This is a genomic window from Amycolatopsis sp. NPDC104863, from assembly GCF_055582965.1.
The window spans coordinates 289,782-311,635 of sequence record NZ_JBVJOW010000002.1 but is presented as its reverse complement, the minus strand read 5'-3'; the positions used below and the strand labels follow the sequence as shown (position 1 = coordinate 311,635).

The window sequence follows — 21,854 nt, the reverse complement described above, 5'->3', positions numbered from 1 at the left end:
CGTCCGCGAACGGGCGGAGGATCACCGGGTCGTGCGATGCTGGAAGCCTCGCCAGCACGAGGAGGAATGTCACGTGGCGCAGCACGCAGCGGAGACGAACCCGGCTCGATTGGGCCCGGTCAAGCGCGAAGAGACTTGGCAGCGGCTCGGCGGCGAAACGTTCGACCTCGTGGTGATCGGCGGCGGCGTCGTCGGCGCGGGCACCGCGCTGGACGCCGCGACCCGCGGGCTGCGGGTGGCGCTGGTCGAGGCCCGCGACCTCGCGTCGGGGACGTCGAGCCGGTCGAGCAAGCTCTTCCACGGCGGCCTGCGGTACCTGGAGCAGCTCGAGTTCGGCCTGGTCCGGGAAGCCCTGCGCGAGCGTGAGCTGATGCTGACGACCATCGCGCCGCACCTGGTCAAGCCGGTGAGCTTCCTGTACCCGCTGACGCACCGCGTGTGGGAGCGCCCGTACACCGCGGCCGGCCTGCTGATGTACGACACGATGGGCGGCGCCCGCAGTGTCCCGGGCCAGAAGCACCTCACCCGCGCGGGCGCGCTCCGGATGGTGCCGGCGCTCAAGCGGTCCGCGCTGATCGGCGGGATCCGCTACTACGACGCGCAGTCCGACGACGCCCGCCACACGATGACAGTGGCGCGCACGGCGGCCCACTACGGCGCGGTCGTGCGGACGTCGACGCAGGTGGTCGGGTTCCTGCGCGAGGCCGACCGCGTGTCCGGCGTGCGGGTGCGCGACGTCGAGGACGGCCGGGAAACGGAGATCTCGGCGGCCGCGGTGATCAACTGCACCGGCGTCTGGACCGACGAGCTGCAGCGGCTGTCCGGCGGCCGCGGGCGGTTCCGCGTGCGGGCGAGCAAGGGTGTGCACATCGTCGTCCCGCGCGACCGGATCGTGTCGGAGTCGGGGATGATCCTGCGCACCGAAAAGTCGGTGCTGTTCGTCATTCCGTGGCGGAATCACTGGATCGTGGGCACCACGGACACGGACTGGAACCTCGACCTGGCCCACCCGGCGGCGACGAAGCACGACATCGACTACCTGCTCGAGCACGTCAACAGCGTCCTGGCGACACCGCTGACGCACGACGACATCGAAGGTGTGTACGCGGGCCTTCGCCCGTTGCTGGCGGGGGAGAGCGAAGAGACGTCGAAGCTCTCGCGCGAGCACGCGGTGGCGCGGGTGGCCCCGGGCCTGGTCGCGATCGCGGGCGGCAAGTACACGACGTACCGGGTGATGGCGGCGGACGCGGTCGACGCGGCGGCGGTCGACCTGCCCGGCCGGTCCCAGCCGTCCATCACGGACAAGGTCCCGCTGATCGGCGCGGACGGCTACCACGCGCTGGTCAACCAGGCCGACCACCTGGCCGCCGAGCACGGCCTGCACCCGTACCGGGTCCGGCACCTGCTGGACCGCTACGGGTCGCTGGTCCACGAGGTCTTGGCCTCGGCCGAAGGTCGCCCGGAGCTCCTCAAGCCGATCGAGCACGCCCCGGACTACTTGGGCGTCGAGGTGGTGTACGCGGCTTCGCACGAGGGGGCGCTGCACCTGGAGGACATCCTGGCCCGCCGGACGCGTATCTCGATCGAGTACGCCCACCGCGGTGTGGACTGCGCGGAGCAGGTGGCGGCCCTGGTGGGCGAGGTCCTCGGCTGGTCACCCGAAACGGTGAAGAGGGAGATCGAGGTCTACCGCGCGAGGGTGGAGTCGGAGCGCGAGTCCCAGTCCCAGCCGAGCGACGAAGCGGCGGACGCGTTGCGGTCGGCGGCCCCGGAGGCCCGCTCGGGCCTGGTCGAGCCGGTGAGCTGAGGGAGCATCAGGAGGTCCGGTGCCAGCGGATCAGGCGTTCGCCCGTCGGCGCCCGGTCCGGCTCCGGGCCCACCAGCGTGAACCCGCAGCGCTCCGCCACGATCGCCGACGCCGCGTTGCTCTCCTCGTACCGGTAGCTCACCTCGGTCAGCCCCAGCCCGCCGAAACCGAACCGCAAGGCCGCGTTCAACGCCGTGGTCGCGATGCCCTTGCCGCGCTCGGCCGGGTGGACCCAGATCGTCGCCTCGGCGTAGTTCGAGGAAAGGTCCAGCTCCCGCAAGCCCACCTCGCCCAGCAGGCGCCCTGACGTCGGCTCCGCGATCGCCCAGGAACACCGCTCGTCGCCGGCCCACTGGGCTGCCCGCAGAGTCACGTACTCCGTGGCCTCGTCCAGGGTGCGCAAGCGGTAGTTCAGCACGTACTTGCGGTGCGTCGGGTCCGCGAACGCCTCCATGAGCAGCGGCCGGTCGTCGATGTGCCGGTCGGCGCGCAGCTGGCGCAGGTAGTAGGTGCCCGCGTTGATCTCCACCGGTTCCACTCCACCCAGCCTAGCCAGGCCGGGAGCACGTCGCTCCCGGCCCGGCGATCACGGCCGGATCAGCCCCGGGGCACGGCGTCAGCGCAGCGAGTAGCGCCACACGACCGGGTGGCCGCCGTACGTCGACGGATGCCAGTCGGAGACCACGCCCGCGATCGTCCCGTCGTCACCGACCGTCTTCGCATAGCCGGCACTGAACCCGGCGAGGGGCAGCGGCCCCATCGCACGCCCGGCCAGCCACACCGAGAGGGGACCCAGCGGGCCGGTCGGATCGGGCCTGGTGCCGTACCCGACGATCAGGCCGAGCCGGTTGAGCCCGAACGTCGTGCTGGACGACGGCAGCACTTCCGGCTGCCCGGAGGAGCGCCACCGCACGCCTTCGAGGGTGAGCCAGTCGGATGCCCCGAAGTTCCCGGTGACCTGCCCGTTCCGGATGCCGGAGGCGTTGACGTACGCCGCCCCCGGAGGGGCCGTGAGCTGCTCGAAAACACCGTCCCGCCAGACGAACGAGTTCGGGAAAGAGTTCACCAGGACCGCGCGGTCGTCGTCGATGTCCGTGGCGGACAGGTACGGCTGCCCGGTGATCACGACGGGGTGGTCGCGGTCGTCGGCGTGCCAGAGGACGACCGCCCCCGCGCCGCCGCCGTTCGGCTGTGCGTTGGCGACGACGTCGCCGCGTTCGTTCATCGCCACCGCGGTCAGGCTCGCCCAGTCGCCCGGCGCCAGCAGTATCCGGTACTCGCCGTGGTCGAGCAGGAAGGGCTGCACCCGGGTGCCGTACGTGTCGATGGTCTGGCCGAGGACGGTCCCGGACGAGTTCTCGTCCAGGACTTCGGCGGACGGGGAGTCCCCGGGCGCCGGGTGGACGGTGGGCTGGCCGTTCGACCACGTCACGACGTGGGAAGTGCCGTCCAGCCAGAGGTTCCCGGCGTACCCGCCGTGGCTGTCGGTGCCGCGGACCCACCCGGACGCGTCCGAGTAGCCGGCCGGCAAGGCCAGCAGGTCGGCCTCCCAGTGGCCGAGGGCGGCCTGCGCGGGCTGCGCGAGCGTGGTGGCGAGCAGTGCCGCCGCGGCGACGGCGAGTGCCTTGGTTCTGAAGGTCATCCGTTCCTCCCCTGTTCGCCGCCAGCACGCGCGAACCCCGGGAACGGTTTAGGAACGGGCCGGGAGCACGTCGCTCCCGGCCCGCCCGGTCAAGGCCGCGTCACGGCGTCAAGCGCCAGATCACCGGCACCCCGCTGCTGGGGGCCGCGTCCTTCGACGCGTAGCCGGCCAGCGTGCCGTCGTCGGCCGCGACCTCGGCCCGGAACGTCGGGTAGCCGCTGGGACCCTGGACCACGCCCGGGACCGTGCCGCGCCACACCACCGCGTTGCCGTAGATCTGCGGTCCCGACGGCGTCGGCGCCAGGCCCACCGTCAGGCCGGCCTTGTTGACGCTCAGCGCGATGCCGCCGCCTTCCAGGCCGGCGACTCCCGAGGTCGGGGTCGACCAGCGGGCCGCCTGCTCGCTGCCCCACGAGCGCGACCCGACGACAACGCCGCCGCGGATCGCGTAGCCGACCGCCCACGCCGACGGGCTCGGCGGGAGCTTGCGGAGGACCCCGTCCTTCCACAGCGCCGAGCCGCTGCCCGAGTTCAGCAGGATCGTGCCGTCGTCGTCCAGGTCCTGCGGGGACGAGATGTCGCCCGTCTCCGGGATGACCACCGGCGCGCTGCCGTCGGCCCGCCACAGGACGACGGCGCGGGGCACCCCGGGTGCGTAGGCCTCGCCCAGCACGTCGCCACGCGTGTTGATCGCGACGCCGGTCACCTCCTGGTACCCCGCCGGGTTGTCCTTGATGTGGTAGCCCGACGCGTCCAAGGTGTACGTCCGGCTGGTCATGCTCTCGTAGTCGTGGATCGTGCCGGCGACCACACTGGACGAGTTTTCGTCGTTGGCGTCGACCCGCTCGTACCCGCTCGGCACGCCGCGCAGGACCGGCTGCCCGTTGCGCCAGCTCACGACCTGGGTGACGTCGTTGACCCGGAACGTCCCGGTGTACTCGCCCTTGCCGTCCGACCCGGTGAGGTTGCCCGCACTCGCGCCGGGCGGCAGCGGCAGCACCGTCGGCCGCCACGAGATGCGGATCGCCGCGTCCGCGGAAACCGGCACTCCCAGCGCGGTGACGGCGATCGCCGCGGTGGCGAGCACCCCCGCCCGCAGCCACTTCTTGCTCATCATTTCCCCTTTCCCCCGACCTGCACGATCACCACGTCCGGACCGGCGGACGGGTTGCCCGGCGAAAGGAGCAATCTCAGAGCGCGGGGACCTGCGCGCTCACGGCCGTGCCGCCGCCCGGCTCGCTCTCGACCGACAGCGTCCCCGCCACCCGCCGGACGCGCTGCCGCATCGCCTCCAGGCCGAACCCGGTGCCGTCGCCGCGGTCGCCCGGCCGGAAGCCGGCCCCGTCGTCGACGACGTCGAGCAGGACCAGATCGTCCGCATAGGACAGTGTCACGCCGATCCGGGACGCCTTCGCGTGCTTCTCCGCGTTCGCCAGCGCCTCCTGGGCGACGCGGTAGAGCGTCTCCTCCAGCTCCGGCAGGAGCGGCCGGGTGTCCCCGGTCGTCTCGACGCGCACCGCGACCCCGGACGTCTCCGACACCCGCCGGGCCAGCCGGGAAAGCGCTTCCGGCAGCTGGGCCGCGTCCAGGGGCTCCGGCCGCAGCGCCTGCACGGCGCGTCGCGCTTCGCCGAGACTCTCCCGGGCGAGCGTGCGAGCCTGCTCCACACGCCGATCGCGGTCCGGGCCGTCGGCGGCTTGCAGCTGCGTGACGATCCCGGTCAGGCCCTGGGCGAGCGTGTCGTGGATTTCTCGGGCCATCCGCTGCCGTTCGTCGAGCACGCCCGCTTCGCGCGCCTGGGTCACCAGCCGCGCGTGCAGGTCCGCGTTCTCCTCGAGCGCGGCCTCCAGCCGGACGTTCGCCTTCCGCCGCTGCTCGCTCTCCGCGCCGACGAACCACGCGGCGTACAGCAGCGGCCCGGCCATCGACGCGACCAGCACCCAGGTCGGGCTCCGCGAATCCGAGTTGGCGGCCAGCAGCGGCAGCGTCGCCGTCGCGGCCACCGCGAAGAACCCCCACCGCGCGGGGAAGAGCACGAAGGCGAGCGGGTAGCCGAAGGATGCGAAGCCCATGAAGGTGTCGTCGCGGGCCACCAGCACGGTCGCGACCGCGAGCACCCCGGCGTAGTAGCCGGAGACGAGCCACGGGTGCGCCCGCCGGTGCGGGAAGAGCGGGATCAACAGCGGCACCCACACCGCCGCGACCACGACGGCGACCAGCGTGACACCCCGGACACCGGGGCCCCAGATCACGCACGCCGCGAGCCCGGCCAGGCCGACGACCGTGAAGATCGGTCCGGCCAGCCGTTCGCTTCGGGCGTCCAGCGCGCCCGGGACCACGCCCATCACGCAGCGATTCTCGCAGGTTCAGCGCCGCCGGCGGGCCCCCGCGATCATCGCGACCACCAGGGGCAGCGCGACGGAGATGATCAGCAGCCGGCCGCGGGACAGGATGAGCACCACCACGGCGAGGACGATCGCGATCGGCACCGCGCTCGCCGTCAGCCAGCGCGACAGCGTGGTCTCGCCGGTCATCACCGGCACCTGCGGCGCGGCGGCCCCGTTGAGCAGGGCGCTCGGCCGCGGCGAAGGCAGGTCGTCGAACAGCGGGACGAGCTCGCTGACGCGCTTGGCCGCGGTGACCTTCGCCGAGCGCGAGCCGTACTCGTCGATGTCGAGCCGCCCGGTGCGGACGTGCTCCTCGAGCACGTCCAGCGCGTCCTGGCGTTCGGCGTCGCTCAGCAGCATGTCGCCCACGGGAGGATCAGCGGCCCATCTCGCGGCGGTAGGAGTCGCGCAGCGCGCGCCGGCGCTCGCGGTCGCGCAGGTGCCGGTCGTGCCGGTCGTGACGCCCGGCATGACCCCACATCGACCGGCCGAAGATGCTCAGCCCGATCGGAACGAAGATCAGCGTCCCGGACACGAGGCCGGTGGCGATCAGCGCGATCGTCGCGATCCAGACCAGCGGGAGGAACGCGGCGACGAACCGCTGCCCGCCGCTCCAGCCGTCCGCTGTGCCCGGGTGCCGCGGAGCCGGTGCGGCTTCCGGCTCGGGAGCCGCGACGGCCTGCGGGACGTCGTCGTACTTCGGGTGCGGTGCCGGCAGGTCACCGAAGATCTCGCCCAGCTCGCCGCGCGTCTTCGCCGCGGTGATCCGGGCCGAGCGCTCGCCGTACTCGTCGATGTCGATCCGCCCCGCGCTCATGTGCTCACCGAGCGCGGTCAGTGCGGACTCGCGGTTCTGGTCGCTGATCCGCAGCTGCGGAGACGGGACTTCGGTCACGTAGTCGATGGTAGGCCGCCTCGGGGGCGGCCCACCACGACATCCGTAACGAACTGCGCTACTTGATCTCCAGGAGCTGGGTGCCCTGCGTCACGGCGGCGCCCACCTCGACCGAAAGTCCGGTCACGGTGCCCGCTTTGTGTGCGGTGACCGGGTTCTCCATCTTCATCGCCTCGAGGACGACGATCAGCTCGCCGGCTTCGACCGACTGGCCCTCTTCGACGGCGACCTTCACGATGGTGCCCTGCATCGGCGCGGTGACGGCGTCGCCGCTGACGGCGGCCTTGCCCCCGCCGGCGCGCTTGCGCGGCTTCGCCTTGACGGCGGTGCCGCCGCCCCCGCCGCCGCCTTCGAGCGCGAACCCGCCCGGCAGCGACACCTCGAGCCGCCGCCCGCCGACCTCGACGACGACGTTGTGCCGCGGCTCCTCTTCGGTGGCCTCGACGTCCGGCGCGACGAACGGCTCGATCTGGTTGTCGAACTCCGTCTCGATCCAGCGCGTGTGCACGCTGAAGCCGTTGTCGTCGCCGATGAAGGCCGGGTCGTTCACGATCACGCGGTCGAACGGCAGCACCGTCGCCATGCCCTCGACGACCATCTCGGCGAGCGCGCGGCGGCTGCGTTCGAGAGCGTTGTTCCGGTCGGTCCCGGTGACGATCAGCTTCGCCAGCATCGAGTCGAACTGCCCGCCGATGACGCTGCCGGACTCGACACCGGAGTCGACCCGCACCCCCGGCCCGCTCGGCGCGACGAACTTCGTCACCGTGCCCGGCGCGGGCAGGAAGCCGCGGCCGGCGTCCTCGCCGTTGATGCGGAACTCGATCGAGTGGCCGCGCGGTTCGGGGTCCTCGGTGATCCGCAGCTTCTCGCCGCGCGCGATGCGGAACATCTCGCGGACGAGGTCGAGGCCGGTCGTCTCCTCCGACACCGGGTGCTCGACCTGCAGGCGCGTGTTGACCTCGAGGAACGAGATGGTGCCGTCGGTCGCGACGAGGTACTCGACCGTGCCGGCGCCGTAATACCCGGCTTCCTTGCAGATCGCCTTCGCCGATTCGTGGATGCGCTTGCGCTGGTCGTCGGACAGGAACGGCGCGGGCGCCTCCTCGACGAGCTTCTGGTGCCGGCGCTGCAGCGAGCAGTCGCGGGTGCCGACGACGATCGCGTTGCCGTGCTGGTCGGCCAGCACCTGGGCTTCGACGTGCCGCGGCTTGTCCAGGTAGCGCTCGACGAAGCACTCGCCGCGGCCGAACGCGGCCACCGCCTCGCGCGTCGCGGACTCGAACAGCTCCGGGATCTCTTCGCGGGTGCGCGCGACCTTGAGGCCACGGCCACCGCCGCCGAACGCGGCCTTGATGGCCACCGGCAGGCCGTGCTCGTCGGCGAACGCGACGATCTCGCTCGCGTCCTTGACCGGCTCCTTGGTGCCCGGCACCAGCGGCGCGCCCGCGCGGGTCGCGATGTGCCGCGCGGTGACCTTGTCGCCGAGGTCGCGGATGGCCTGCGGGCTCGGCCCGATCCAGGTCAGCCCGGCGTCGAGGACGGCCTGGGCGAAGTCCGCGTTCTCGGAGAGGAAGCCGTAACCCGGGTGCACCGAGTCGGCGCCCGAGTGCTTCGCCGCGTCGAGGAGCTTGTCGATGTTGAGGTAGCTCTCCGCGGCCGTGGTGCCGCCGAGCGCGAAGGCCTCGTCGGCCAGGCGCACGTGCGGTGCGTCGCGATCCGGGTCGGCGTACACCGCGACGCTGGTGAGACCAGCGTCTTTCGCGGCTCTGATCACGCGTACCGCGATCTCGCCCCGGTTGGCGACCAGGATCTTGGTCACCGGGCCACCCGTGGATTCGCCGACCTGCTCGGCCACCCCGCACCTCCTGTGTCCGACAGCTGCATTGCTGACCGCCTGCGCGGCACCTGGGAAGTCTACGGATACGACGTCGCGCGTCTCTGGAGTGAGAGCTGAACCACGCTCAGACGTGGTGACGCAGCTCCACCGGCAGCGGCGAGTCGAGCACGATCACGTCGTACGGGTTCGCGGCGTGCACCTTCGGCAGGTGCTCGGTGTTGACCAGCACCCACGGCTGGTGCTCGCCGCAGCAGTCGATCAGCCGGTCGAGGGCGGTGAAGGCGACCAGCGCGGTGCGGCCGTCCGGTGTGCGGCGCAGCTCGATCGACGCGCCTTCGGCTTCGACGTTCACCGGGCCGGTCGGCAGGTACAGGGCGGGGGGAAGGTTGGGGTTCGTCACCCGGCCAACATAGACGGACACGCAGAGCGAGATCTGGCCCCGTCAGGTCACCCGTTCAGGGGGTCTGCCGGGGTGGGCTCGCACCCCCGGGGGATTTCGGCCACACGGCGCCGGGGCGCTGCCCACACACGGTCGCGAAGCGGCTTACGCTCTGTCTTATGCGGACTTCGGCAGCGCGGACGCCCCGGTCGGCGCTGCTCACCGCGGTGCTGGCCGCGGTGGTGACCCTCGGCGCGATCGGCTCGGTGTTCCTGCTGCGGCCGCGCCCGGAGGTGCCCGCCGGCGCGGCCGAGCCCGCGGCCGGCCCGGTGGCGCCCGTGGTGACCTGCGGCGGCGGGCCGTGCCGCCAGCTCGCGGCGATGACGGTCGGCGGCACGCCGGTCGTGCTGCTCACCGACGCCTCGGGCGGGTCCGGACGGCTGCGCATCGGGCCGGAGCCGGGCACGGTGTTCGAGCTGTCGATCGCCCAGCTGGGGGTCCGGCTGGACCAGAACTCGCTGCGCTGCATCGACGGCGCCGCGCCGACGTGCCTGGTCCGCGGCGACGTCGGCGACGAGGGCACGGCCGCGTACGGCGAGCTGCTGGTCGCCGGCGGGGGAGTGTGGCGCGACTCGGGAAAGCCGTTTTACGCCGACGCCGGCACGCTCGCGCTCTACGACGTCACGGCCGACGGCCGCCCGGATGTGATCGTGGTCCGCCACGACTGCGCCGACGCGGCGGCCGGCACCGCGAAGTGCGCGGCGGCGCCGGTGCTGGGCGAGGTCTACGACCTGACGGGCAAGTCGGTGGGCTGCACCCGGCGGGTGACCTCGCCGTCGGACCTGCGCGGCTGGCCGGACATCCGCCTGACCCGCGCCGACCTGCGCGCCTGCCCGTCCTCCTGACGAGCGCCCCGAGGCGGGCCCCGGGGCGCTCGGTGTCAGGGGTCAGGCGGGGGCGGGCTCGGTGTGGCGGGCCGCGGAGCCGTCGTCGGAGGCCTGCGGGCGGTCCGTCGGGGTGTTGAGGACCTCTTCGTCGAGCAGGCCCTCGCCGCGGGCCACGACCACCGGGACCACGATCTGGCCGGCCACGTTCGTCGCCGTGCGCATCATGTCCATGATCGGGTTGACCGAGTAGATCAGGGCCAGGCCGAGCGCGACCTGCTTGGCGTCGAGGCCGATGAACGACGTCGTCAGCGTGAACGCCGTCAGCCAGCCGGTGGTGCCGGCCGTCGCGAGCGCGCCGACCACGGCGACCACCACGATGCCCACGTACTGCCAGAAGTTCAGCGACACCCCGGCGAGGTTCGCGACGAAGATCGCCGCGATCGCCGGGAAGACCGCCGCGCAGCCGTCCATCTTCGTGGCGCTGCCGAGCGGGGTCGCGAAGGCCGCGTACGCCGGCTGGACGCCGAGGTTCACCGCGGACTGGCGGGTCAGCGGCAGGGTGGCGGCCGAGGACTGCGAGGCGAACGCGAACTGGATCGCCGTGCCGGCCTTCGCGAAGAACTTCAGCGGGCTGACCTTCGCCACGAACTGCAGCAGGATCGGGTAGACGACGAACAGCACGAGCAGGCAGCCGACGTACACCGCGAGCGTGGTCGAGAACAGCGGCCGGAACAGCGCGTCGCCGTAGTTGGCCACCGCCGCGCCGATCAGGCCGATGATGCCGATCGGGGCGAGCCGGACGATCCAGCCGAGGTAGCGCTGGATGATCTCGAAGACGCTCGTCGTGAAGTCGACGAACGGCTTGGCCTTGTCACCCAGGCTGTACGCGGCGGCGCCGATCACGAGCGCGAGGAACAGCACCTGCAGCGTCTCGCCGTCGGCGAAGGCCTTGATGAAGTTCTCCGGCAGCAACCCGTCGATGAAGGCGCTCCACGAGCCCCAGTGGTCGACGCTGGCCGCGGCCTTGTCGGCGTTCTTCGCGGTGGCTTCGACACCGCCGAGGCCGCCGGAGCCGGGGTTGAAGATCCGGCCGACGGCGATGCCGATCAGCGAGGCGATGAACGACGTGATCGCGAACCACAGCACTGTCTTGCCGCCCAGGCGCGCGGCCGTGCGGCCGCCCCCGAGCTTGCGCAGGCTGTTGATGCCGACCACGATCGCCGTGAAGACCAGCGGGATCACCGCGATCTGCAGCAGCGTCGTGAAGATGGTGCCGATCTGGTCGAGGAGATCGGTCAGCCAGCCGGCCTCGGTCTGCCGTGCGACGACACCCAGCAGGGCGCCGACGACGAGCGCGCCGAGAACCGCGGCCGCGAACACCCGCGGCTTGGTGTATGTCCGTACAAAAGACACGGGGCTACTCCGGTGCTTGAAAGTATCTTGTCTTGCCTCGTCAGAAGAACGTTAGGCAGGACAGGACTCTTCCGGATCGCCCGTTCGTGTGGTGCCCTTCTCAGGATGCGGGAGGCCGCCAGAGATCCACGACACTCACGCCGACCTCGGCCAGCAGCCGGCGCGTCAGCGGCAGGCTGAGACCGATGACACTCGTGTGGTCGCCGTCGAGGCCTTCGACGAACCAGCCGCCCAGGCCGTCGATCGTGAAGCCGCCGGCGACGTGCAGCGGCTCGCCGGTGCCGACGTAGGCGTCGATCTCCGCGGCGCTCGGCGTGCCGAACCGGACGCCGGTCGACATCGAGCCGGAGGCCTCCTTGGCGCGGTTCCCGCCTTCGAGCCGGACGACCGTGTGGCCGGTGAAGAGTTCACCGGATGAGCCCGCCATCGCGGCCCAGCGCTGCCGCGCGATGTCCGGGGTGGCCGGTTTGCCGACCATCCGCCCGCCGATGTTCAGCATCGAGTCGCAGGCGACGACCACGGCGTCCGGGTGCGCGGCGGCGACCTGGTCGAGGACGGCTTCGGCCTTGGCCGCGGCGAGCGCCATGACCAGCTCGGCGGGCTCCGGCTCGGTCAGCGACGCGGCGACGGCGTCTTCGTCGACACCGGAGACGAACACGGCCGGGTCGAGGCCCGCCGAGCGCAGCAGGGCGAGCCGGGCGGGGGACTGGGAGGCGAGGACGAACTGCACCCCGGGAACCTACCCGGGCGGGGGTCGTGACCGAATTGTGACCGCCGTCACCCGGATGCGGAGTTAGTTTGTTGTGGCTCGCAACATATGGCGCGGAGGTGGCTGATGACCGTGCGCGTGACGGAGTCGACCGCGACGTCGCGGTCGCCGTGGTGGGCCAAACGCCGGACTTCGAAGACCCGGGCCGCCGGCCGGCCCGTGCCGGGCTCGGCGCCGGCGGCTTCCCCTCCCGCGACGAGCTGACGAGCTGACTGGCTGACAACCGGACCACCGCTCCCGCGGTCCGTGCGGGCCTGTCGCTCCGGCCACCCGACACCGGAACGACAGGCCTGCCCGGTTTTCAGGCCGTGGCGGTCTCGGGCGCGGCCGGCGCCGGGGTCTCCCAGCGCGGTTTGACCTGCCGCATCACCGCGGCCGAGACGATTCCCAGCAACAGCACCACCATCGGCAGCAGCATCGTCACGCGGGCTGCGTCGGTGAGTCCACTGTGGACCGCGTCCGAGGCCAGCTTCCCCGCCTGGGCCGCGATCTCCGCCGGCAGCCCCGGCATCGGCGACGGACCGCCCGAGGAGCCGAACTCACCCGTGCTCGCGGCCGCCTTCGCGATGCCCTCCGCGAACGGCGCCCGGTACTGCTCCGGCAGCTGCGTGGCCGCCTTCGCTGCTTCGTCCGTGATCGACGCCGTCACGCGCGCCTGCAGCAGCACGCCGATCGCCGCCGAACCCAGCACGCCGCCCACCTGGCGCGAGGTGTTGAAGATGCCCGACGCCGTCCCGGCCAGCCGCGGCTCGACCGAGCCCATCGTCATGTTGCTCATCGGCGAGAAGATGCAGCCGATGCCGAGCCCGCACAGCAGCAGCGCCGGGATGAAGCTCCACGGGCTGCTCGTCGGCGACGCCTGCAGCGCGATGACACCCAGCCCCGCGGCGAGCGAGGCGAGGCCGAACATCACCAGGTACTTGCCGTTGACCTTGTCCGACGCGCGCCCGACGAACGGCGCGATGATCCCGGACAGCAGCGACATCGGCGCGGTCAGCAGGCCGGCCATGGTCGGGGTCAGCCCGAGCACCGACTGGATGTAGATCACCAGCGGCAGGAACATGCCGGTCATCGCGAAGCCGACCGTGGTCGCGGTGAGCGTCCCGGCCGAGAAGTTCCGGTTCGAGAACACCTGCAGCGGCAGCAGCGGCTCACGCTTGTTGAACCGTTGCCACGCCAGGAAAGCCAGCAGCAGCACCACGCCGGCGCCGATGATCTCGAAGACGGTGATGCCGCCCCAGACCGTGCCCCAGTCGTACTGCTGGCCGTTCTGGACGCCGAACACGATGCAGAACAGGGCCGCGCTGGAGAGCAGGATCCCCAGCAGGTCGAAGGAATGCGAGTGCTTGGGCTGCCAGTCCGGCACCAGCATCAGCGTCAGCACGATGGCGATCACGCCGATCGGCACGTTGACGTAGAAGATCCATTCCCAGCCGAGGTGGTCCACCAGCACCCCGCCGAGCAGCGGGCCGGCGATGGTCGCCAGGCCGGCGACACCGCCCCACATGCCCATCGCCGGGCCGCGCTTGGCCGGCGGGAACAGGTGCGTGATGAACGCCAGCGTCTGCGGCGTCATCAGCGCGGCGCCGAGCCCCTGCACCGCACGCGCGGCGATCAGCATCTCGACGTTGCCGGACAGGCCGCACCACAGCGACGCGCCGGTGAACACGACCAGCCCGGCGAGGAACACGCGCTTCGGGCCGAAGCGGTCACCGAGGCGGCTGGTGAACAGCATCGGCACGGCGTAGGTGAGCAGGTAGACGCTGATCACCCAGACGACCGAGTTCAGTCCGGCGTTCAGCTCGCGCAGCATGGTCGGGATCGCGATCGACACGATGGTCGTGTCGAGCAGGATCATGAAGAAGCCGAGGCACAGCGCGCCCAGCGCGGCCCACGGGTTAGCTTGTCTTGCGTTCATCGTCGTCTTCCTTGGTGATGAGCGTGAGCCTGGGTTGTTCGCAGTCCTGGAACGGGATCCGCCCGGACGCGAGGTCGTCGACGAGCCGCTCGGTCCACTCGAGCTCGAACTTCCGCTGGTCGCACTTGAAGCGCCAGTCGAGCCAGTAGATCGGCGGCGTCGCGTCTTCGACCAGCCGCTGCAGCACGGCCTGGTCGGCGGCCACCGCGGCGCGCAGCCGCGTGACCCGGTGGTCGAGCTCGATCAACGAGGTTTCGCGCCCCAGTTCGTCGATCACGGCGAGCCCGGACAGGTAGGCGGGGAACTCCTCGACGAGGTCGCCGAGCAGTTCGCGGCCGCGCTGGTTGAACGCATCCAGGCCCGCCTGGGTCATGCCGTAGACGGTCCGTTCGGGCCGCCGTCCGTCACGCTGCGTGTCGACGACCTCGACAAAGCCGTCCCGGTGCAGGCGTTCGACGGTGTGGTAGAGCGAGCCCGCCTTCACGTTGACCCGCGTGCTGACGTACCGCTCCCGCATGAGCTGGGCCATCTCGTACGGGTGCATGGGCTTCTCGTGGAGCAGCTCCAGCACCGCGATGCCGAGTGGGGTCAGCTTGGCCGAGGCCATGATCGTTGGTCCCTCCGGATGACTCCAGGTCGTTTATTCCACGTGGACTATACGGCGCAGACTATGCGGGAGTCCACGGCCAGTTCTGTGACCGTGCGTACACGGTCTGGAAGCTTCCATGATCCGGTGTCGGGGCTCCGATGGCTTCTCTCGGAACGCTTAGTCTTAGTAGTTCGTGCTAAGAACTATGTATAGTCAGTTCGTAGAGCGAACTAAAACTGGGAGGAATCATGGTGCACTTCGGGATCGGGGTGTCAACGGCCGTTGCCGCCGTTGAAAAGACCCTGCGGCTCGCCGTCCAGGTCGATCGGGCCGGGCTCGACCTCGTCACCGTCTCCGATCACCCCTACTACGCCGACCGGCTCGACGCCTATGCCGAGATCGGCGTTCTGCTCGGGCGCACCGAACGGGTTTCCGGCCTGGTCAGCGTCACCAACCTGCCCACGCGCCACGCGCCGATGCTCGCCAGGACCGTCACGTCCTTGTCCGCGCTGAGCGGCGGGCGGATCGTGCTCGGCATGGGCGTCGGCGGGCTCTGGGACGACATCGCCCGGCTCGGCGTCGCCAAGCTGACGCCCGGGGCGGCCGTGCGGGCGTTCGAGGAGGGGATCCGGCTGGTGAAGCTGCTCGGCGGGGGCGGTGGGCCGGTCACCTTCGACGGCGAGTTCTACCAGGTCACGAACCTGGAGCCGGCCGAGGAAAACGTGCCGCCCGTGTGGACCGGGTCCGTCGGGCCGAAATCCCTCGCCGTCACCGGGCGGGTGGCCGACGGGTGGATGCCCGGCCGCGCCGCCGACTGGCTCAGCGAGCGCTATCGCACCTCCCGGCCGGTGATCGACGAAGCCGCGGCCGCCGCCGGACGCGGGCCCGCCGACGTTGTCACCGTTTACAACTTCCCCGGGCGGATCAGCGAAAAGCCGCTCGCGAAGACCCGCGCCGACGACGGGCGCTGGATCGGCGGCTCACCGGACCAGTGGATCGAGGAGCTGACCGGCGCGGTGCTGGAGCACGGCGCATCCGGGTTCGTGCTCTTCGGCCCCGGTGGCAGCACTCCCGACGAGACCGCCGCCGCCCGGTGGGCCGAGGAGATCGCGCCCGCCGTGCGGGAGGCCGTCGCGAAGTAGGCTGGTGTGATGGGGAAACGCGGGGAGGACCTCGGCGTGGTGGCCGGGCTCGTGCGGGCGTCGTTCCTGGTGAACGCCGTCTACGCCGAGTCGGCCCGTGAGTACGGGCTCACCGTGCAGCAGGGTCAGCTGCTGTGCGTGCTGATGGGCCGGCCCTACGGCATGGGCGACCTCGGCGCGACGCTCGGCCTGGAGAAGTCCAGCCTCACCGGGCTCGTCGACCGCGCGGTCCGGCGGGAGCTCGTCCGCCGCGAACCCGACCCGGCCGACCGCCGCGCCGTGCGTGTCGTGCTTACCCCCGAAGGTCGCGTCCTGGCGGAGGACTTCTACGCGGCGACGTGCCGCCGCGTGGACGACTTGGCCGCGAGCCTGGGCACCGAAGACCGCGACCGGCTGGCCGCGCTGCTCGGGACGGTCGTCCGCGAGAACGAGGTCCCCACCGTGTTCCTCGACGCCCTTTCGCGCTAGGAGCCGGGCAAACCCGAAGCGCGCCAAGCACCTTCGCCGTGGTGAAGCGGCTTCCGCAGCGCGGTCGCGTGGTCGCCCCACCAGGACGTACGCGGCTTCGGCTTCTCCGAGGACGCCGGAGCCGAAGCCGCCGCGGCGACGACCGCCGTCAGCGCCGCCAGCTCGGCGTCGCTCGGGTTCCCGCGGACCACCCGCAGCAGGGGCTTGCGCTCCTCGCTCACAGCGGGATGTTCCCGTGCTTCTTGGGCGGCAGCGCCTCACGTTTGTTGCGCAGCAACGACAACGCCCGCGCGACGTGCCCGCGTGTGTGCGCCGGCACGATCACCGAGTCGACGTAACCGCGCTCGGCCGCCGCGTACGGGTTCAGGAGCGTGTCCTCGTACTCCTGGATCAGCTCGGCGCGCAGCGCGTCGACGTCGCGGCCTTCGGAAGCGGCGTTCGCCAATGTCTTGCGGTGCACGATGTTCGCCGCGCCCTGTGCGCCCATCACCGCGACCTGCGCGGTCGGCCAGGCGAGGTTGATGTCGGCGCCGAGGTGCTTCGAACCCATGACGTCGTACGCGCCGCCGTAGGCCTTGCGCGTGATGATCGTGACCAGCGGGACGGTCGCCTCGGCGTAGGCGTAGATCAGCTTCGCGCCGCGGCGGATGATGCCGTTCCACTCCTGGTCGGTGCCCGGGAGGAACCCCGGGACGTCGACGAAGGTGACCACCGGGATGTTGAACGCGTCGCAGGTGCGCACGAACCGCGCGGCCTTCTCGGACGCGTCGATGTCGAGGCAGCCGGCGAACTGCGTCGGCTGGTTCGCCACAACGCCGACACTCTGGCCGTCGACGCGGCCGAAGCCGACGATGATGTTCGGCGCGAACAGCTCGTGGACCTCGAGGAACTCGCCGTCGTCGACCACACGCGTGATGACCTCGTGCATGTCGTACGGCGTGTTCGGCGAGTCCGGGATGATCGTGTCCAGCTCGCGGTCGGCGTCCGTGACGTCGTCGAAGAACCCGATTGCGGCTGTGTTGGATTGCTCGAACACCGGCGCGTCCGACAGGTTGTTCTGCGGCAGGTAGGAGAGCAGCTCCTTGACGTAGGCGATCGCGTCTTCGTCGTCGGAGCCGAGGTAGTGCGCGACGCCGGACTTCGTGTTGTGGGTGCGGCCGCCGCCGAGCTCCTCGAAGGTGACGTCCTCGCCGGTGACCGTCTTGACGACGTCCGGACCGGTGATGAACATCTGCGACGTCTCGTCGACCATCACCACGAAGTCGGTCAGCGCGGGGGAGTAGACGTGCCCGCCCGCGTTCGCGCCCATGATCAGCGAGATCTGCGGGATCACGCCGGACGCCTTGACGTTGCGGTTGAAGATCTCGCCGTACAGGCCGAGCGAGACGACACCCTCCTGGATGCGCGCGCCGCCGCCTTCGTTGATGCCGATGATCGGCCGGCCGGTCTTGATCGCCAGGTCCATCACCTTGACGATCTTCTCGCCGTACACCTCGCCGAGCGCGCCGCCGAACACCGTCACGTCCTGGCTGAACACGCAGACCGGGCGGCCGTCGATGCTGCCGTAGCCGGTGACGACGCCGTCGCCGTACGGGCGGTTCTTCTCCAGCCCGAAGTTGGTCGAGCGGTGCCGGGCCAGCTCGTCGAGCTCCACGAACGAGCCTTCGTCGAGCAGCAGCTCGATCCGTTCGCGCGCGGTTTTCTTGCCCTTGGCGTGCTGCTTCTCCACCGCGCGGGCCGAGCCCGCGTGCACCGCCTCGTCGTACCGGCGGTACAGGTCGGCCAGCTTGCCGGCCGTGGTGTGGATGTCCGGTTCGTCCTCGGGCGGCGTCCCGAGCGGCTCCGTCGCACTGCTCATGCCACGGGAGCTTAGCTACTTGCCGGTCACTTCGCGTGTGGCGTAGGCAACGTCCATGGAGATCCGGTTGCTGACCCCCGCGGACCTGCCCGCCTGCTCCGACCTGGCGGAATCCCGGTCGTGGCCGCGCGAGCCGCCGAAGTGGGCGATGCTGCAGGACATCGGGCAGGTGTTCGGGATCGACGCGCCGGACGGCGACGGCCTGGCCGCCTCGGCCGCCCTGGTGTCCTTCGGCGCGGTGGCGTCGATCTCGATGGTGCTGGTCGCGCCCCGCTACGAGCGCCAGGGCCTGGGCCGCGCGATCACGACGCAAGCGCTTGCGGCGGCAGGCGACCGGGTGGTCTGGCTCCACGCGTCGAAGTCCGGGCAGCCGCTGTACGAGTCGATGGGCTTTGTCCTCGACGGCGGCTGCCAGGGCCACGTCGGCACCTTCGCCGACGACGGCGGGCCGGGAGCTTCGCCGGGTTCGTTACCGGACGTCTTCCCGCTGGACCTGCGTGCTCAGGGCGTGGACCGGCGGCCGCTGCTGGAGCGGCTGGGGACGCCGTTCGTCGTGGCGGGCGGTTTTGCGTTCGGCGTGGACATCGGGCACGTGACTGTGATCGGCCCGGTGGTCGCGGAGACAGAGGAGCAGGCGAAGGCGCTGATCCGCGGGGTGGCGCGGTCGGCGTCCGGCGAAGTACGGGTGGACCCCGACTTCCGGTTCCCGGCGCTGACCGCGTGGATCCGCGAACGCGGGCTGGTCCCGGGCGCCCTCGCGCCCCGGCTGGTCCTCGGCGGCCGCACGCTCCCGGGTGACCCGGCACGGAGGTTCGCGCCGTTCACCCGGGCGGTGGGCTGACCTACCCGGCGGCCGCCGGGATCGGGTACTCCGGCAGCGTGATCGCCTCGGCCGGTGGTGACATGAACTTGCCGGCCAGCCCCGACACCCGGCCGAGCACCGGTGACGCGGCCACGCGCACCGCCGTCCGGAACGCGGTGAGCTGCAGGCGGGAGCGGGGGTGGGCGATCTGCGGCGCCCCCGGCGGGAGCTGCTGCGCCTTCGTGACCAGCGGCCGCAGCACCTGTTCGTAGCGGGCGAAGGCGTCGCGCGGATCGTCGTGACCGGCGAGCTCCCCGGCCAGGACGTAGGCGCCGGCCAGGGCCAGCGTGGTGCCCATGCCGCTGATCGGGGACGCGCAGTACGCGGCGTCGCCGAGCAGCGCGACCCGGCCGCGGCTCCAGGCGCCGAGCTTCGCCTGCCCGACGTCCTCGAAGTACAGGGAACCGTTGTCCAGCTCGGCGAGCACGCGCGGAGCCGCCCAGCCGACGTCGGAGAAGGTCGCCCGCAGGACCGCGACAACGTCGTCGCGGCCGAGCCGGTCCAGGCCGCGCACGTCGGAGATGAAGCCCAACGACGCCTGGGTGGTGCCGAGGTTGTCCGGGCGCAGGGAGAGGGTCCGCCCTCGCCCGCATGCCAGCACGCGCCAGCGGTCGGTGTCGTCGCCGGTGCGCGGGATGGCGAGGAAGGCGCTGTAGAGGCCCAGTTCGTCGATCCGGGCGTCGGGCATGACCAGCGCTCGGCTGCGTGAGCGGAGGCCTTCGGCGAGGACGACGGCGTCGAAACGCCGGCTCGCGCCGTGCTGGAACTCGACGTCCACGCCGGAGCCGTCGTCGTGCAGGGCGGTGATCTGGTCCCCGAAGACGTACTCGGCGTCGTTCCTGGAGTGCTCGTAGAGGATCTTGGCGAACTGGCCGCGGAGGATCTCCAGCTCGGCGGTGCCGCCGGACGTGTCGTCGGTGCCGCCCGCGAAGGTGGCGATCGCGCGGCCGTGCTCGTCGACGAACTCCGTGCCGGTCTCCCCGGTGTGCGCGGCGCGCACGGCGTCCTCCAGGCCCATCCGGCGGATGACCTGACGCCCGACCCCGCGGACGTCGATGTTCTGGCCCTGCTCGCGCACGTGGTCGAAGCGCTCGACGACGGTCACGTCCCAGCCCGCCAGCGAAAGCCACGAGGCCAGGGTGGGTCCGGCGATACTGGCGCCGGAAACGAGGATGCTGCGACTCAAGGTGTACCTCCCTCGAACCCACCGTAGCCGTCCTGAGCCTCAGCCCGGGCGGACCAGCCCCGACTCGTACGCCGTGATCACGAGCTGGGCCCGGTCGCGTGCCGCGAGCTTGTGCAGCAGGCGGCCGATGTGGGTCTTCACCGTCGCGATGCCCAGGTGCAGGCGCGCGGCGATCTCGTCGTTCGAGAACCCGCGCGCGATCAGCGTCAGCACCTCCTGTTCGCGCGCGGTCACGCCGTCCAACCGGGTCACCGGCCCGGCCGGCAGCCGCGCGAACTCCGCCACCAGCCGCCGGGTCACCGACGGCGCGAGCAGCGCGTCGCCGGAGGCCACCACTTCGATCGCCGCCAGCAGGTCCGCCGGGCGAGTGTCCTTCAGCAGGAAGCCGCTCGCGCCCGCGCGCAGGGCCGCGTAGACGTACTCGTCGAGGTCGAACGTCGTCAGCATCAGCACCCGGACGTCGGTCTCGGCGCAGATCCGGCGGGTCGCCTCGATGCCGTCCATCTCCGGCATCCGGACGTCCATGAGCACGACGTCCGGCTTCTCGCGCCGGGTCAGCGCGACCGCCTCGACCCCGTCGGACGCCTCGCCGACCACGCTCAGGCCGGGCGCGCTGTCCACCAGCACGCGGAAACTGCCGCGCAGCAACGCCTGGTCGTCGGCGATCAGGACGCGGGTCATCGGGCCACCGCCGTTTCGTAGGGGAGCTGCGCGAAAACGCGGAAGCCGTGGTCGGACGGGCCCGCGCTGAACTCGCCGCCGTAGACGGCGACGCGTTCGCGCATGCCGATCAGGCCGTGGCCCGGGGTCGCGACGCCGCCGCGGCCGTTGTCGAGCACCTCGATGCTCACCTCGCCGTTGCCGCCGGTGACGTGGATGCGGCACGTCGTCGCGCCCGCGTGTTTGACCACATTGGTCAGTGCCTCCTGCACGATCCGGTACACGGACTGGCCGACACCGTTCGGCAGCTCGTCGAGACCGTCGACGACGAGGTCGACGGCCGGGCCCGCGACCTGCGCGCGTTCGGCGAGCGCACGCAGGTCGTCGAGTGTCGGGGCGGGAGCCAAAGCCGGGACGCCGGTGCCGTCGCGCAACACCCCCAGCATCCGCCGCAGCTCGGCGAGCGTCTCGCGGCTGGTGTCTTCGATGACGCGCAACGCGTCCCGCGCCTGGTCCGGCTGCTCGAGGGCGACGTGGTTGCCGACCGCCGCCTTCACCGCGATCAGGCTCATGCTGTGCGCGACGACGTCGTGCATCTCCCGCGCGATCCGCAGCCGTTCGGCCGAAACTGCTTGGCGGGCATGGTTTTCCCGTTCGATCACGGCGTACTCGCGGCGGGTGCGGACGGTGATGCCGAGCACGAACCCGACCACCAGCGCCGACACGCTGAAGTTCACCGTCGTGGCCGCGCTCGGGTTCGACACGACCAGGGCCAGCACGCCCAGCTCGATCATGCCGACCGCGAGGCCGATCTGGCCGAACCGGCGGTTCAGCCGGACCACCACGACGTAGAGCGCACACCCGGCGCCGACCACGGCGACGCCGAAGACCGGGCCGCCGATGGGGACGGCGGCCGCGGCCAGCACGAGGCTGAGCACGTAGCTGCCGAGCGGCCACCACCGCCGGAGCACGATCGGGAGGACGCTCGTCAGCAGGATCGTCCAGCCGAGCCAGGCGGGCAGCCACACCGGGAGCGTCCACGCGCCCGCGGCGAGGTTGCCGCCCGCGCCGATCCCCAGCACGAGCGCGGCCAGCACGTCGAGTGCCACGCGGATTCGCATGGACCGAACGTAATGCGGCCGCGCGGTGGAAGCG

23 protein-coding genes are annotated in these 21,854 nt (G+C 71.5%); 6 read left to right on the top strand and 17 right to left on the bottom strand.

Annotated elements, in window-relative coordinates; genetic code table 11:
* The first annotated feature begins 73 nt into the window (after positions 1-73).
* The gene (locus ACZ63J_RS10795; protein ID WP_465309087.1) at positions 74-1,807 is read left to right on the top strand and encodes a glycerol-3-phosphate dehydrogenase/oxidase; all 1,734 of its coding nucleotides are present in this window, start codon (positions 74-76) and stop codon (positions 1,805-1,807) included.
* 7 nt (positions 1,808-1,814) lie between these two features.
* Here the strand turns inward: ACZ63J_RS10795 and ACZ63J_RS10790 are convergent, their stop codons facing one another.
* The 8 genes from ACZ63J_RS10790 to ACZ63J_RS10755 form a co-directional block, all read right to left on the bottom strand.
* Positions 1,815-2,345 (bottom strand): GNAT family N-acetyltransferase, encoded by a 531-nt coding sequence (locus ACZ63J_RS10790; RefSeq protein WP_465309089.1) that lies wholly within the window; start codon positions 2,343-2,345, stop codon positions 1,815-1,817.
* A gap of 78 nt (positions 2,346-2,423) precedes the next feature.
* Entirely contained in the window at positions 2,424-3,449 is a 1,026-nt protein-coding gene (locus ACZ63J_RS10785; RefSeq protein WP_465404135.1) for a hypothetical protein, read from the bottom strand.
* A 100-nt stretch (positions 3,450-3,549) separates the two neighbouring features.
* Complete coding sequence (locus ACZ63J_RS10780; protein ID WP_465404133.1) at positions 3,550-4,563, bottom strand: hypothetical protein; 1,014 nt, start codon at positions 4,561-4,563, stop codon at positions 3,550-3,552.
* 76 nt (positions 4,564-4,639) lie between these two features.
* On the bottom strand, positions 4,640-5,794 hold the full coding sequence (locus ACZ63J_RS10775; RefSeq protein ID WP_465404250.1) for a sensor histidine kinase: 1,155 nt from the start codon (positions 5,792-5,794) through the stop codon (positions 4,640-4,642).
* Positions 5,795-5,815: 21 nt separating this feature from the next.
* On the bottom strand, positions 5,816-6,205 hold the full coding sequence (locus ACZ63J_RS10770; RefSeq protein ID WP_465309095.1) for a DUF1707 SHOCT-like domain-containing protein: 390 nt from the start codon (positions 6,203-6,205) through the stop codon (positions 5,816-5,818).
* Between the two features lie 7 nt (positions 6,206-6,212).
* Complete coding sequence (locus ACZ63J_RS10765) at positions 6,213-6,731, bottom strand: DUF1707 SHOCT-like domain-containing protein (protein ID WP_465335771.1); 519 nt, start codon at positions 6,729-6,731, stop codon at positions 6,213-6,215.
* A gap of 58 nt (positions 6,732-6,789) precedes the next feature.
* Positions 6,790-8,586: an acetyl/propionyl/methylcrotonyl-CoA carboxylase subunit alpha gene (locus ACZ63J_RS10760; protein WP_465404131.1), complete on the bottom strand. Its 1,797-nt coding sequence runs from the start codon at positions 8,584-8,586 to the stop codon at positions 6,790-6,792.
* A gap of 106 nt (positions 8,587-8,692) precedes the next feature.
* On the bottom strand, positions 8,693-8,968 hold the full coding sequence (locus ACZ63J_RS10755; protein WP_465309101.1) for an SAV_915 family protein: 276 nt from the start codon (positions 8,966-8,968) through the stop codon (positions 8,693-8,695).
* Positions 8,969-9,126: 158 nt separating this feature from the next.
* On the opposite strand from ACZ63J_RS10755, the gene ACZ63J_RS10750 reads away from it, so the two are divergent.
* A complete protein-coding gene (locus tag ACZ63J_RS10750; protein ID WP_465404129.1) occupies positions 9,127-9,852 on the top strand; it encodes a hypothetical protein in 726 nt (241 codons plus the stop codon).
* 42 nt (positions 9,853-9,894) lie between these two features.
* On the opposite strand, the gene ACZ63J_RS10745 is transcribed toward ACZ63J_RS10750, so the two are convergent.
* Entirely contained in the window at positions 9,895-11,247 is a 1,353-nt protein-coding gene (locus tag ACZ63J_RS10745; RefSeq protein ID WP_465404127.1) for a dicarboxylate/amino acid:cation symporter, read from the bottom strand.
* Positions 11,248-11,347: 100 nt separating this feature from the next.
* The gene (locus tag ACZ63J_RS10740; protein WP_465335766.1) at positions 11,348-11,977 is read right to left on the bottom strand and encodes a Maf family protein; all 630 of its coding nucleotides are present in this window, start codon (positions 11,975-11,977) and stop codon (positions 11,348-11,350) included.
* A 98-nt stretch (positions 11,978-12,075) separates the two neighbouring features.
* Here ACZ63J_RS10740 and ACZ63J_RS10735 point away from each other — a divergent pair, with 98 nt between their 5' ends.
* A complete protein-coding gene (locus tag ACZ63J_RS10735) occupies positions 12,076-12,228 on the top strand; it encodes a hypothetical protein (protein ID WP_465404125.1) in 153 nt (50 codons plus the stop codon).
* A gap of 89 nt (positions 12,229-12,317) precedes the next feature.
* Here ACZ63J_RS10735 and ACZ63J_RS10730 read toward each other — a convergent pair whose 3' ends face one another.
* Positions 12,318-13,934, bottom strand: a complete 1,617-nt coding sequence (locus ACZ63J_RS10730) for a DHA2 family efflux MFS transporter permease subunit (protein WP_465404123.1) — start codon at positions 13,932-13,934, stop codon at positions 12,318-12,320.
* On the bottom strand, positions 13,915-14,541 hold the full coding sequence (locus tag ACZ63J_RS10725; protein WP_465404121.1) for a PadR family transcriptional regulator: 627 nt from the start codon (positions 14,539-14,541) through the stop codon (positions 13,915-13,917). Before ACZ63J_RS10725 ends, ACZ63J_RS10730 begins: the two co-directional genes overlap by 20 nt.
* A gap of 230 nt (positions 14,542-14,771) precedes the next feature.
* Between ACZ63J_RS10725 and ACZ63J_RS10720 the strand changes: the two genes are divergently transcribed.
* Positions 14,772-15,665, top strand: coding sequence for an LLM class flavin-dependent oxidoreductase (locus ACZ63J_RS10720; protein WP_465404119.1), 894 nt, complete (start codon positions 14,772-14,774; stop codon positions 15,663-15,665).
* Positions 15,666-15,674: 9 nt separating this feature from the next.
* The gene (locus tag ACZ63J_RS10715) at positions 15,675-16,133 is read left to right on the top strand and encodes a MarR family winged helix-turn-helix transcriptional regulator (RefSeq protein ID WP_465404117.1); all 459 of its coding nucleotides are present in this window, start codon (positions 15,675-15,677) and stop codon (positions 16,131-16,133) included.
* Here ACZ63J_RS10715 and ACZ63J_RS10710 read toward each other — a convergent pair.
* Both ACZ63J_RS10710 and ACZ63J_RS10705 read right to left on the bottom strand, forming a co-directional pair.
* A complete protein-coding gene (locus ACZ63J_RS10710) occupies positions 16,130-16,354 on the bottom strand; it encodes an acyl-CoA carboxylase subunit epsilon (RefSeq protein WP_465335762.1) in 225 nt (74 codons plus the stop codon). The genes ACZ63J_RS10715 and ACZ63J_RS10710 overlap by 4 nt on opposite strands.
* Positions 16,351-17,991, bottom strand: a complete 1,641-nt coding sequence (locus tag ACZ63J_RS10705) for an acyl-CoA carboxylase subunit beta (RefSeq protein ID WP_465404115.1) — start codon at positions 17,989-17,991, stop codon at positions 16,351-16,353. The genes ACZ63J_RS10710 and ACZ63J_RS10705 overlap by 4 nt, the downstream gene beginning before the upstream one ends.
* A 55-nt stretch (positions 17,992-18,046) precedes the next feature.
* Between ACZ63J_RS10705 and ACZ63J_RS10700 the strand changes: the two genes are divergently transcribed.
* Positions 18,047-18,832, top strand: coding sequence for a GNAT family N-acetyltransferase (locus ACZ63J_RS10700; RefSeq protein WP_465404113.1), 786 nt, complete (start codon positions 18,047-18,049; stop codon positions 18,830-18,832).
* Between the two features lies 1 nt (position 18,833).
* On the opposite strand, the gene ACZ63J_RS10695 is transcribed toward ACZ63J_RS10700, so the two are convergent.
* From ACZ63J_RS10695 to ACZ63J_RS10685, 3 genes are read right to left on the bottom strand one after another with little or no spacing between them, the layout of a single operon-like run.
* Positions 18,834-20,039 carry an FAD-dependent monooxygenase gene (locus ACZ63J_RS10695; protein WP_465404111.1) on the bottom strand — a complete coding sequence of 402 codons (1,206 nt, stop codon included), beginning with the start codon at positions 20,037-20,039 and terminating at the stop codon, positions 18,834-18,836.
* A gap of 39 nt (positions 20,040-20,078) precedes the next feature.
* Positions 20,079-20,720, bottom strand: a complete 642-nt coding sequence (locus ACZ63J_RS10690) for a response regulator (RefSeq protein ID WP_465404109.1) — start codon at positions 20,718-20,720, stop codon at positions 20,079-20,081.
* Positions 20,717-21,820 carry a sensor histidine kinase gene (locus ACZ63J_RS10685; protein WP_465404107.1) on the bottom strand — a complete coding sequence of 368 codons (1,104 nt, stop codon included), beginning with the start codon at positions 21,818-21,820 and terminating at the stop codon, positions 20,717-20,719. Before ACZ63J_RS10685 ends, ACZ63J_RS10690 begins: the two co-directional genes overlap by 4 nt.
* Positions 21,821-21,854 lie beyond the last annotated feature (34 nt).

Coding starts and splice junctions, on each gene's coding strand:
- ACZ63J_RS10785 (WP_465404135.1), bottom strand. CDS start 3,449: ATGACCTTCAGAACCAAGGCACTCGCCGTCGCCGCGGCGGCACTGCTC.
- ACZ63J_RS10780 (WP_465404133.1), bottom strand. CDS start 4,563: ATGAGCAAGAAGTGGCTGCGGGCGGGGGTGCTCGCCACCGCGGCGATC.
- ACZ63J_RS10775 (WP_465404250.1), bottom strand. CDS start 5,794: ATGGGCGTGGTCCCGGGCGCGCTGGACGCCCGAAGCGAACGGCTGGCC.
- ACZ63J_RS10750 (WP_465404129.1), top strand. CDS start 9,127: ATGCGGACTTCGGCAGCGCGGACGCCCCGGTCGGCGCTGCTCACCGCG.
- ACZ63J_RS10730 (WP_465404123.1), bottom strand. CDS start 13,934: ATGAACGCAAGACAAGCTAACCCGTGGGCCGCGCTGGGCGCGCTGTGC.
- ACZ63J_RS10725 (WP_465404121.1), bottom strand. CDS start 14,541: ATGGCCTCGGCCAAGCTGACCCCACTCGGCATCGCGGTGCTGGAGCTG.
- ACZ63J_RS10720 (WP_465404119.1), top strand. CDS start 14,772: ATGGTGCACTTCGGGATCGGGGTGTCAACGGCCGTTGCCGCCGTTGAA.
- ACZ63J_RS10715 (WP_465404117.1), top strand. CDS start 15,675: ATGGGGAAACGCGGGGAGGACCTCGGCGTGGTGGCCGGGCTCGTGCGG.
- ACZ63J_RS10705 (WP_465404115.1), bottom strand. CDS start 17,991: ATGAGCAGTGCGACGGAGCCGCTCGGGACGCCGCCCGAGGACGAACCG.
- ACZ63J_RS10700 (WP_465404113.1), top strand. CDS start 18,047: ATGGAGATCCGGTTGCTGACCCCCGCGGACCTGCCCGCCTGCTCCGAC.
- ACZ63J_RS10690 (WP_465404109.1), bottom strand. CDS start 20,720: ATGACCCGCGTCCTGATCGCCGACGACCAGGCGTTGCTGCGCGGCAGT.
- ACZ63J_RS10685 (WP_465404107.1), bottom strand. CDS start 21,820: ATGCGAATCCGCGTGGCACTCGACGTGCTGGCCGCGCTCGTGCTGGGG.